We start from the raw sequence: 9871 nt of genomic DNA, 5'->3' as shown, positions 1-9871 counted from the left end.
ACGGCGGCGGGTGTGAATACCCGACAGCCCGCCGATGACGTGACCGAAGAGGGCTGGGACCTGACGCTGGAGCTCAACCTCTCGGTGCCCTTTTTCCTGGCGCAGATGCTGGCCCCCGCGATGAAGGACAAGGGCTGGGGCCGGATCGTGAATTTCGCCTCGCTGCAATCGACGCGGGCGTTTCCCGGCGGGATCGCCTACGGCGCCAGCAAGGGCGGCATTGCGCAGCTCACGCGTGCCATGGCCGAGGCCTGGTCGCCCCACGGGATCACGGCAAACGCCATCGGGCCGGGCTTCTTCCCGACCGAGCTGACCGGGGCCGTGTTCAGCGACCCGGAGCGCGCGGCGCGCAACGCGGCGCAGACCTGCATCGGTCGCAACGGCGACCTCAGCGATATCGACGGGCCGCTGCTGTTTCTGGCCTCGAACGCTTCGGCCTACGTGACCGGGCAGATCCTGATGGTGGACGGAGGGTTCACGGCGAAATGAAGGCACTTGTCTATACCGGGCCAGAGGCCCTGATGGTCACCGACTGCCCCGACCCGGTTCCGGGCGCGGGCGAGGTGATGATCCGCGTCGACAGCGTCGGCATCTGCGGCTCGGACATGCACGCCTTCCTGGGCCATGACGAACGCCGCCCTGCGCCGCTGATCCTCGGCCACGAGGCGGCAGGCGTGATCGTGGGTGGCCCGCGCGATGGCGAGCGCGTCACCATCAACCCGCTTGTCACCTGCGGCACCTGCAAGCCCTGCACCACCGGGCGCGAGAACCTCTGCGCCAGCCGCCAGATCATCTCGATGCCGCCGCGAGAAGGCGCTTTCGCACAGCTTGTGGCCATGCCCGAGGGCAATCTCGTGACCGTGCCCGACCACGTGACGCTGGAACAGGCGTCGCTGGCCGAACCCATTGCCTGCGGCTGGCACACGGTGCGCCTGGCGCTCGACGTGCTGCGCGATGAGCCGCGCGAGGGCCTTGCCGCGCTCGTCATCGGTGGCGGTCCCATCGGTGTCGGGGCCGCGCTAAGCCTGAAAGCGCAGGGTGTGTCCGATGTGCAGGTGATCGAACCCAACCCGATGCGGGCCGAATACCTGAAGAAACGCGGTTTCGACGTGATCGCGCCCGACGACCTGCCCGCCGGCCACATGGTCGACCTGGTGATCGACGGGGTGGGCTACCCCGCGACCCGCGCCACCGCCTCGGCCCATGCGCGCCCCGGCGGCGTCATCGGCCATATCGGGCTTGGGGCCTCGGAAGGCGGGCTCGATATCCGGCGCATGACGCTTCAGGAAATCACCTTCATCGGAACCTATACCTACACCGCGCAGGATTTCCGCGACACGGCAACGGCCATGTTCTCGGGTGCGCTCGGCCCCCTCGACTGGATCGAATGCCGCCACCTGGCGGAAGGCCAGCAGGCTTTCGCGGACATCCGGGGCGGGCAGGTGCCCGCGCCCAAGATCATCCTCAAGCCTTGAGGGGCAGGGGGCCTTACGGGGCCGCGTAGTGAAAGGCTTCGGTAAGGCAGTTCGACAGCCGCAATTCCACCGGGGCGCCGCTCAGGTCATGGGCCACACGCTCGATGCACAGAAGCGGCGTGCCAACCGCGCAATTCAGCCGTTCGGCCTCGATCTCCGATGCGCCCGCCGCCTTCAGCCTTTCATCCGTGCGCCCGATGCGGATGCTCCAGCGCCTTGCGTAGAGATTGTAGAGATTGTTGGGAATCTCGGGGGCCTTGGGAAAGCCCTCGAACAGCGCGCGCACCAGGATCACCGTTTCCGAGATCACCGGGCGGTCGTTCAGGCTGCGGATGCGTTCGATGCGCAGCGTCTCGGTGCCCCGCTCGATATCCAGCTTGGCGGCGGTCGCGGCCGTGGCGCGGTCGCGGGTGACGGTCAGGACCAGCGACGAGGGCAGGACCCTGTCGCCATCGTCGGGTTGCAGGCGGAAGAACTGGAACACGAATTCCGCGTCATCGGAACTGGCGACGAAGGTGCCGCGCCCCTGCTTGCGCCGCAGGATGTTGTCGCGCACCATTTCATCGAGCGCCTTGCGCACGGTTCCCTGCGAAACCCCAAGCTCGCGCGCGAGCTGAATTTCACTGGGAATCACGTCGCCCGCTTTCCAGTTTCCATCGATCAGCCGCAACAAAAGCCGTTCGCGCACCTGCTGGTAGAGCGGCTTGGGGCTAATCTCGGTCAATTCCCTCGTCATTCAGTGCCTTTTTCCGGGTTTCTTGCCGCGCCAGTCTAGCGGTTCGCATTGACAAGTCTATGGTCTAGAGTCTTATATAAGACAGAAGATAGACAACAGGAGTCCCCCATGTCAAACATCCCGCATCTTCTGGTGCATGATCACGAAGACAATGTCGGTGTGGTCGTGGTCGAAGGGCTCACCGCAGGCACCGAGATGTTCTGCTGCGTGACTCACGACAATTCCACCTTCACGCTGACCGCAGGGGCCGACGTGCCGATCGGGCACAAGATCGCGCTCAAGGATCTCAAGGCAGGCGACACCGCCATCAAGTATGGTGAAGATATCGGCAAGATCATCGCCGACATCCCCAAGGGCGGCCACGTCCATACCCATAACTGCAAGACGAAGCGCTGGTAAGGAGCCGGACAGATGGCATCGAAATACTCCAACATCACCTTCCAGGGCTTCCGGCGCGACAATGGCCGGGTCGGCGTGCGCAACCATGTCGTGATCCTGCCCGTGGATGACATTTCCAACGCCGCGGTCGAGGCCGTGGCCAATAACGTCAAGGGCACACTGGCGATTCCGCACGCCTACGGTCGCCTGCAATTCGGCGAAGACCTCGACGTGCATTTCCGCACCATGATCGGCACCGGCGCCAACCCCAACGTGGCCGCCGTCGTCGTCATCGGGATCGAACCGGAATGGACCAAGGTCATCGTCGACGGCATCGCGGCAACCGGCAAGCCGGTCGCGGGCTTCTCGATCGAACAGAACGGCGATTTCGAAACCATCCGCGCGGCGTCGTGGAAGGCCAAGGAATTCGTCCATTACGCGACCGAGCTTCAGCGCGAGGAATGTTCGATCTCGGAACTTTGGGTCTCCACCAAATGCGGTGAATCCGACACCACCACCGGTCTCGGCTCCTGTCCGACCGTGGGCAACATGTATGACAAGCTCTTGCCCGAAGGCATCACCGGCTTCTTCGGCGAAACCTCGGAAATCACCGGGGCCGAGCACATCTGCCAGAAGCGCGCGATCAACGAAGAAGTGGGCGAGCGCTGGTACAAGATGTGGAAGGCCTACCAGGACGAGGTGATCTTCGCCCACCAGACCGACGACCTCTCTGACAGCCAGCCCACCAAGGGCAACATCCTGGGCGGTCTGACCACCATCGAGGAAAAGGCGCTCGGCAACCTTGAAAAGATCGGCCGCACCTCGCGCTATATCGACATTCTCGATCCGGCCGAGCAGCCCTCGTCGGGCAACGGTCTCTACTTCATGGACAGCTCCTCGGCCGCGGCCGAATGCGTGACCCTGATGGCCGCCGGCGGTGCCGTGATCCACACCTTCCCCACCGGGCAGGGCAACGTGGTCGGCAACCCGATCGTTCCGGTGATCAAGATCACCGCGAACCCGCGCACCGTGCGCACCATGGGCGAGCATATCGACGTGGACGTGTCCGGCATCCTGCGTCGCGACCAGACCATCGACGAGGCGGGCGATGCCCTGATCGAGATGATCCGGCGCACCGCCAATGGCCGCAACACCGCGGCAGAGGCCCTGGGCCATCGGGAATTCTCGATGACCAAGCTCTACCGCAGCGCCTGATGGCGCCAAGTCTCCGGGCGGTGGATCCTCCTGCCGCCCGGGGGCCTTTCATGAAAGCCTGCCCATGTCCGAGACCACCCGGATCGGCCTGACCGATGCCACAGACCTTCTGATCCGCGCCTTCAGCGCAACCGGCCTGGGCCAGGAACAGGCTTGCGCTGTCGCGGCCGCCCTTGTGCGGGCCGAGGCGGAGGGGCAGGTCGGGCACGGGTTTTCCCGGCTTGCCGACTACGCGGCACAGGTCAAAAGCGGCAAGGTCAACGAGGCCGCCCGGCCGCGCGCCTGGCATCTCAGCGCCACGCAGATCGCCGTCGATGCCGAGCATGGCTTTGCCTTCCCGGCGCTCGACCTGGGGATTCGCGAGGGGCTGGAAACCGCCGGGCAATTCGGCATGGCCTCGGTTGCGGTGACCAATTCCCATCATTGCGGCGCGCTGTCGGTTCAGGTGGAACGTATCGCCAAGGCGGGCTTCATCGGCCTGATGATGGCCAACACGCCCAAGGCGATTGCGCCATGGGGCGGGGCCGCGCCGGTCTACGGCACCAACCCGATCGCCTTTGCCACCCCGCGCGAGGGCGCCGATCCGCTGGTGATTGACCTGTCGCTGTCGCAAGTGGCGCGCGGCAAGGTCATGCACGCGAAGAAATCGGGCCAGCCGATCCCGGAAGGCTGGGCGCTGGACGCGGATGGCCAGCCCACCACCGACCCCGAGGCCGCGCTGGCCGGTTCGATGATGCCCATTGGCGGTGCCAAGGGCACGGCGCTGGCGCTCATGGTTGAAATCCTGGCCGCCGTCCTGACCAGTGCCCATTTCAGCATCGAGGCTTCGTCCTTTTTCGCCGCGGACGGGCCCCCGCCCGGTGTCGGGCAGATCCTTCTGATCCTCAAGCCCAACAGCCCCGCCAGCGATTTCGCGCTGCGGCTGGAAGAGCTTCTGGCCCATGTCACTGCCGAGCAAGGCACTCGCCTGCCCGGCGCGCGCCGCCTGGACCACCTTGCCCGGGCCGAGGCCGAAGGGCTGGACATTCCCAACAATTACCTTGCCGTGGCCGAAGAGCTTGCCAGCTCTCCCACGGCGTGAGCCACGCGAAAAGGAGACTGCACATGTATTCCAAGATCATCGTCTCGCTGGCGCTTGACCAGGGCTTCGGCCAGCGCGCGCTGGAGATCGCCCGCGCCCTGAAATCCGAGGGCGGCGAGATCATCGCGCTGCATGTGTTCGAACCGCTCAACGGCACCGTCAGCGCCTATGTCAGCGAGGATGCGGTCGCTCAGGCCATGGCCAAGGTGCGCGCGGGTCTTGCCGAGCGCATTGGCGATGCGACCGACGTGACGCCGGTCATCATCAAGGGTCATTCGGGCCGCTCGATCACCGATTACGCGCGCAAGGAAGGGGCCGACCTGATCATCGTGGGGTCCCACAAGCCCGGCCTCGGTGACTACCTGCTCGGCTCGACCTCGGCGCGCATCGTGCGCCACGCGCCCTGCACGGTGCACGTTCTGCGCTGATCAGGGGGTCACGACGACCTTGCCGGTGGACTTGCGCGACTTGAGCAGCGCCATGGCGTCGGTGGCCTGCGCCAGCGGATAGGCCGCGCCGATATGGGGGGTCAGGCCGCCAGCCTCATACATCGCGAAAAGCTCGGCCAGGCTGCCCGTCAGCACCTCGGGCGCGAAGGCCAGGTAACCGCCCCAGTATAGCCCGATCACGTCGAGATTCTTGACCAGCAGGATGTTGGCCGGGATCTGGGGCACCTCGCCGCTGGCAAAGCCGATGGGAATAAGCCGCCCGCCCGGATTGGTGGCGCGCAGCGCAGCCTTGAACTGTTCGCCCCCCACGGCGTCATAGACCACGTCAGCCCCGCCAAGCGCCTTCACCTCGGCGCGGATGTCCTGCGTTTCGCTGTCAATGAGGTGGCTGGCCCCGGCGGCCCGTGCCACCTCCAGCTTGGCCGCGCCCCGGGCGCAGGCGATGACCTCGGCCCCCATGCGCGCCCCGATTTCCACCGCCGTCAGGCCGACGCCGCCCGCCGCCCCAAGGACCAGCAACCGCTCGCCCGGTTGCAGCCGCGCCCGGTGGCCAAGCGCCAGGTGCGAGGTGCCATAAGCCACAAGGAAGCCAGCCGCCTCCTCGAAGGGCATGGAATCGGGGATGGGGATCATCCGGTTGACCGGGAAACAGCCCGCTTCCGCCAGACCGCCCTGGCCGGCGAAAACCGCCACCCGCGTTCCGGGGGCGGGGCCGTCGGTGTCGGGGCCGAGCGCTTCGACCGTGCCGGCGATTTCCATGCCCATGGTAAAGGGCGGCTCGGGCGTGTCCTGGTAGCTGCCCTTGAGCATCAGCAGGTCCGCGAAATTCAGCCCGCAGGCGGCGATCCGCACCAGCGCCTCGCCCTTGGCCGGGGTCGGGTCGGCAATCTCCTCAACCTGGGGGGCGGTGTCGAAGCTGGTCAGGCGGAATGCGCGCATGTCTTGGTCCTTTCGCGTGGTCGGGCGGCAGGCTAGCGCGCTGTGGCCGGTTTGCAACCGGGACAATGCGTCCTTTTGATCGTCGGACCGAACGGACCTATTGTTGCAGGCAAGTATCCCGGACGGGATCGACAGATCGCGGTTTCGTCCTAGGTGGCTTGCGTAACAAGTGCCGCCGGCCAAGACGCCGCGAGACAGGAGACAGGCATGAAACATCCCGTTGACATCCACGTCGGCAAGCGCGTGCGCCATCGCCGCTGGATGGTGAGCATGACCCAGCAACAGCTGGCCGAGAAGGTGGGCATCAAGTTCCAGCAGATCCAGAAATACGAGACCGGGATGAACCGGGTCAGCGCTTCGCGGCTGTGGGAAATCGCCGACGCGCTGGAAGTGCCGATCAGCTACTTCTTCGAAGGCCTGGAAGGCGGGATCGATCCGTCGACCACGCTGGCGGGTGACGTTCTGGCCGACAAGGAAGCGCTGGAACTGGTGCGTTCCTACTATGCCATCCCGGAAAACCAGCGGCGGCAGCTTTTCGAACTGGCGCGCGTGCTGTCTGGCGCGGCCGCCTGAAGCCTGTTGACGGGCGGGCGCCGCCCGTGCCAACCGGGGCGGGACCCATTCAACCGCAGGCCCGCCCATGCTGACCCGATCCGACATTTCCGCCGATCTCGCCGCCAGCCTGGTGGCCACGGGCCGCGCGCTTGCCGATGCCGCGCGGGCAGCCACCTTGCCGCATTTCCGCGCGGCGGGGCTCTCTGCCGACAACAAGCTGGATGCCGGCTTCGACCCGGTGACCGTGGCCGATCGCGACGCCGAAGCGGCGATGCGCGCCGTGCTGGCCGAGCGCCGCCCCGAAGATGCGATCCTGGGCGAAGAGCATGGGGCGTCGGACGGGCAGAGCGGGCTGACCTGGGTGCTCGACCCGATCGACGGGACCCGGGGCTTCATCTCGGGCACGCCCACATGGGGGGTGCTGATCGGCTTGCAGGACGCTGCGGGCCCCTTTTACGGCATCATCGACCAGCCCTTCATCGGTGAACGGTTCGAAGGCGGGCTTGGGCAGGCCTCGGTCGCCGGACCGCAGGGCACCCGTCCGCTTGCCGCGCGGGTGGGGGGGCATCTTGTCGGGGCCACGCTCTTTTCCACCTTCCCCGAAGTGGGGACCGCGGCCGAACGGGCCGCGTTCGAGCGGGTGCGCGACCGCGTGCGCCTGACGCGCTATGGCATGGATTGCTACGCCTATGCCCTGCTGGCGGCAGGGCAGGTCGACCTGGTGATCGAGGCGGGGCTTCACGCCTATGACATCGCGGCCCCGATCGCGGTGATCGAGGCCGCGGGCGGCATCGTCACCGATTGGCAGGGCCGTCCCGCGCATGAGGGTGGCCAGGTCGTTGCGGCGGCCAATCCCGCCATTCATGCCGAGGCGCTGAAACTGCTTCAGGCCGCCTGAGGCTTGAGCCTGCCCCGTCCGGCGGGCTAGGCTATGCCCGGTGGTGTCCGAGTCCTTTGCCCGTCTTCTGTCGGTCCGCCCTTTGACCTCTGACCGAAGCGGGCGTCGGGACCAAGGAGGGCTGACATGACCGACATCATCCTGAAATCCGCCGCGTGCATCCTGACGATGGACGATGATCGCCGCGAACTGGCGGGCGCCGATATCCGTATCCGGGACGGTGTCATCGCCGAGATCGGCCATGGGCTTGAGGGGGGCGAGATAGATCTGGCCGAGGGCTGCCTTGTCACGCCGGGCCTCGTGAACACCCACCACCACCTTTACCAAAGCCTCACCCGCGCCGTGCCCGCCGCGCAGGATGCGCTTCTCTTCGGCTGGCTTCAGACGCTCTACCCGATCTGGGCGCGCTTCGGGCCGGAAGAGATGTTCGTCTCCGCCCAGGTGGGGCTTGCGGAACTGGCCCTGTCGGGCTGCACGCTCAGCTCCGACCATCTCTATCTCTATCCCAATGGGTCGCGGCTTGATGACACCATTGCCGCGGCCGCCGAAATCGGCCTGAGGTTCCACCCCACGCGCGGCGCGATGAGCATTGGCGAAAGCGATGGTGGCCTGCCGCCCGACGCGCTGGTCGAACGCGAGGCCGCGATCCTGGAAGATTGTATCCGGGTGGTCGACGCATTCCACGATCCGGCCGAAGGATCCATGTGCCGGGTCGGGATCGCGCCCTGTTCTCCTTTCTCGGTCAGTCGCGAGCTGATGCGCGATGCGGCCATCCTTGCGCGTGACAAGGGGGTCATGCTGCACACCCACCTGGCGGAAAATGATGAAGATATTGCTTACAGCCTGGAAAAATTCGGCTGCCGCCCGGGCCAATATGCCGAGGATCTGGGCTGGACCGGGGCGGATGTCTGGCATGCGCATTGCGTGAAGATCGACGGACAAGAAATTGATCTTTTTGCGAAAAGTGGAACCGGCGTCGCCCACGGCCCCTGCTCGAATTGTCGGCTTGGATCCGGCATCGCGCCGGTGCGCGCCATGCGCGATGCGGGCATGAAGGTGGGGCTTGGCGTCGATGGTTCAGCCTCCAACGATTCGGGTAACCTGGTGGCCGAGGCGCGCCAGGCGATGCTGCTGCAACGCGTGGCGGGCGGGGCGGACGCGATGAGCGCGCGCGAGGCGCTGCGGATCGCCACGCGCGGCGGTGCAGAGGTTCTGGGGCGGCCCGATTGCGGGCAGATTGCCGTGGGCAAGCGGGCCGACATCGCGCTGTGGGACATGCGGGGCATCGAGGCGGCCGGCAGTTGGGATCTGGCCGCGATCCTGCTCGCAGGCCCTCTGAAAGTCCGGGATCTTTTCGTGGAAGGCCGCAAAATCGTCTCAATGGGGACACTTTTGAGCGTGGATTTACCTGTTCTTATGGATCGGCAGCGCAAGCTTGCCTTGAAGCTCGCGATGTGAGTCTCTGAACCGGTGGGGGCAGAACAGGATCGACACCATGCGTTTACGGATCGTTACCCTTCTGGCGGCCGCCCTTGCCACGGCGGGCTGCATGGGATCGGGAAATGCCCCTTCGACCACGCGGGGGCTGGCCATGACCGCGCCGCTGTCTCTCTCGGGCAGCGTGTCAGCCATGCTCAACCAGCAGCGTGCCGTCGCGGGCCTCACCCCCCTCAGCCGCAACCGCCAGCTTGATCGCATCGCCATGGGGCACGCGCAGGACCAGGCCAGCCACGGCTATTTCGGGCATACCGGGTCGACCGGCACCAATGTCTATCAGCGGATGCGCCAGGCGGGTTATGATGCCTGCCTGTCGGCGGAAAACATCGCAATGGGCCAGCAGGATGAAGCCTCGGTCATGGCCGACTGGATGGAATCTGCCGGTCACCGGTCGAATATCCTGCATCCGCGGGCAGAACAGTTCGGCTTCGCCCGGTTTGGGGATCAGTGGGTGATGGTGCTGGCCCGGCCCTGCTAAGGGCCGCTTTCGCGTCGACGCGAAAGCAGGCGCGGTTTTGCAAAACCGCGCCCCGGCGCTGCCAGGGGCCGCGCAAGCGGAAGGCCCGTCGACGGGCCTTTATACCGCCGGCACCCTCCGTCCCGCGATTCGCACCTCGGCGCATGCCCCGGCGTCGCCCATCATGATAG

The 9871-nt window shown here is 66.2% G+C and carries 12 protein-coding genes; 10 read left to right on the top strand and 2 right to left on the bottom strand.

Going from position 1 to position 9871, the window contains the following annotated elements; all coding sequences use genetic code 11:
* Positions 1-489 (top strand): SDR family NAD(P)-dependent oxidoreductase (locus ACEQXV_RS16380; protein WP_370270041.1); only part of this gene is annotated, 489 nt, incomplete at its 5' end.
* Positions 486-1475 (top strand): zinc-binding dehydrogenase, encoded by a 990-nt coding sequence (locus tag ACEQXV_RS16375; protein WP_370254981.1) that lies wholly within the window; start codon positions 486-488, stop codon positions 1473-1475. The genes ACEQXV_RS16380 and ACEQXV_RS16375, both read left to right, overlap by 4 nt.
* 13 nt (positions 1476-1488) lie before the next feature.
* On the opposite strand, the gene ACEQXV_RS16370 is transcribed toward ACEQXV_RS16375, so the two are convergent.
* Positions 1489-2211 carry a GntR family transcriptional regulator gene (locus tag ACEQXV_RS16370; protein WP_370270040.1) on the bottom strand — a complete coding sequence of 241 codons (723 nt, stop codon included), beginning with the start codon at positions 2209-2211 and terminating at the stop codon, positions 1489-1491.
* Between the two features lie 108 nt (positions 2212-2319).
* Between ACEQXV_RS16370 and ACEQXV_RS16365 the strand changes: the two genes are divergently transcribed.
* The 4 genes from ACEQXV_RS16365 to ACEQXV_RS16350 all read left to right on the top strand — a co-directional run bounded on the left by ACEQXV_RS16365 (position 2320) and on the right by ACEQXV_RS16350 (position 5313).
* Positions 2320-2610: a UxaA family hydrolase gene (locus tag ACEQXV_RS16365; RefSeq protein ID WP_370270039.1), complete on the top strand. Its 291-nt coding sequence runs from the start codon at positions 2320-2322 to the stop codon at positions 2608-2610.
* A gap of 12 nt (positions 2611-2622) precedes the next feature.
* Complete coding sequence (locus tag ACEQXV_RS16360; RefSeq protein WP_370254978.1) at positions 2623-3804, top strand: UxaA family hydrolase; 1182 nt, start codon at positions 2623-2625, stop codon at positions 3802-3804.
* Between the two features lie 64 nt (positions 3805-3868).
* Positions 3869-4885, top strand: coding sequence for an Ldh family oxidoreductase (locus tag ACEQXV_RS16355; protein WP_370270037.1), 1017 nt, complete (start codon positions 3869-3871; stop codon positions 4883-4885).
* 23 nt (positions 4886-4908) lie between these two features.
* The gene (locus tag ACEQXV_RS16350) at positions 4909-5313 is read left to right on the top strand and encodes a universal stress protein (RefSeq protein ID WP_370254976.1); all 405 of its coding nucleotides are present in this window, start codon (positions 4909-4911) and stop codon (positions 5311-5313) included.
* Here ACEQXV_RS16350 and ACEQXV_RS16345 read toward each other — a convergent pair whose 3' ends face one another.
* Positions 5314-6273, bottom strand: a complete 960-nt coding sequence (locus tag ACEQXV_RS16345; RefSeq protein WP_370254974.1) for an NADPH:quinone oxidoreductase family protein — start codon at positions 6271-6273, stop codon at positions 5314-5316.
* 207 nt (positions 6274-6480) lie between these two features.
* Between ACEQXV_RS16345 and ACEQXV_RS16340 the strand changes: the two genes are divergently transcribed.
* The 4 genes from ACEQXV_RS16340 (at position 6481) to ACEQXV_RS16325 (ending at position 9701) form a co-directional block, all read left to right on the top strand.
* Positions 6481-6846: a helix-turn-helix domain-containing protein gene (locus ACEQXV_RS16340; RefSeq protein ID WP_370254973.1), complete on the top strand. Its 366-nt coding sequence runs from the start codon at positions 6481-6483 to the stop codon at positions 6844-6846.
* A gap of 67 nt (positions 6847-6913) precedes the next feature.
* Positions 6914-7726 (top strand): histidinol-phosphatase, encoded by an 813-nt coding sequence (gene hisN, locus ACEQXV_RS16335; protein WP_370254972.1) that lies wholly within the window; start codon positions 6914-6916, stop codon positions 7724-7726.
* A 126-nt stretch (positions 7727-7852) separates the two neighbouring features.
* On the top strand, positions 7853-9184 hold the full coding sequence (locus tag ACEQXV_RS16330; RefSeq protein ID WP_370270036.1) for an 8-oxoguanine deaminase: 1332 nt from the start codon (positions 7853-7855) through the stop codon (positions 9182-9184).
* A gap of 37 nt (positions 9185-9221) precedes the next feature.
* Entirely contained in the window at positions 9222-9701 is a 480-nt protein-coding gene (locus ACEQXV_RS16325) for a CAP domain-containing protein (protein ID WP_370270035.1), read from the top strand.
* The last annotated feature ends 170 nt before the right edge of the window (positions 9702-9871 follow it).

The sequence above is a fragment of the Nioella sp. genome, assembly GCF_964229645.1.
Classification (GTDB): Bacteria; Pseudomonadota; Alphaproteobacteria; order Rhodobacterales; family Rhodobacteraceae; genus Nioella.
This window is presented reverse-complemented; position numbering and strand designations above follow the sequence as displayed.

Excerpts from the sequence above, each read along its gene's own strand:
- ACEQXV_RS16360 (WP_370254978.1), top strand. The coding sequence starts at position 2,623 with ATGGCATCGAAATACTCCAACATCACCTTCCAGGGCTTCCGGCGCGAC.
- ACEQXV_RS16375 (WP_370254981.1), top strand. The coding sequence starts at position 486 with ATGAAGGCACTTGTCTATACCGGGCCAGAGGCCCTGATGGTCACCGAC.
- ACEQXV_RS16345 (WP_370254974.1), bottom strand. The coding sequence starts at position 6,273 with ATGCGCGCATTCCGCCTGACCAGCTTCGACACCGCCCCCCAGGTTGAG.
- ACEQXV_RS16340 (WP_370254973.1), top strand. The coding sequence starts at position 6,481 with ATGAAACATCCCGTTGACATCCACGTCGGCAAGCGCGTGCGCCATCGC.
- ACEQXV_RS16355 (WP_370270037.1), top strand. The coding sequence starts at position 3,869 with ATGTCCGAGACCACCCGGATCGGCCTGACCGATGCCACAGACCTTCTG.
- ACEQXV_RS16350 (WP_370254976.1), top strand. The coding sequence starts at position 4,909 with ATGTATTCCAAGATCATCGTCTCGCTGGCGCTTGACCAGGGCTTCGGC.
- ACEQXV_RS16330 (WP_370270036.1), top strand. The coding sequence starts at position 7,853 with ATGACCGACATCATCCTGAAATCCGCCGCGTGCATCCTGACGATGGAC.
- ACEQXV_RS16370 (WP_370270040.1), bottom strand. The coding sequence starts at position 2,211 with ATGACGAGGGAATTGACCGAGATTAGCCCCAAGCCGCTCTACCAGCAG.
- ACEQXV_RS16365 (WP_370270039.1), top strand. The coding sequence starts at position 2,320 with ATGTCAAACATCCCGCATCTTCTGGTGCATGATCACGAAGACAATGTC.
- hisN (WP_370254972.1), top strand. The coding sequence starts at position 6,914 with ATGCTGACCCGATCCGACATTTCCGCCGATCTCGCCGCCAGCCTGGTG.
- ACEQXV_RS16325 (WP_370270035.1), top strand. The coding sequence starts at position 9,222 with ATGCGTTTACGGATCGTTACCCTTCTGGCGGCCGCCCTTGCCACGGCG.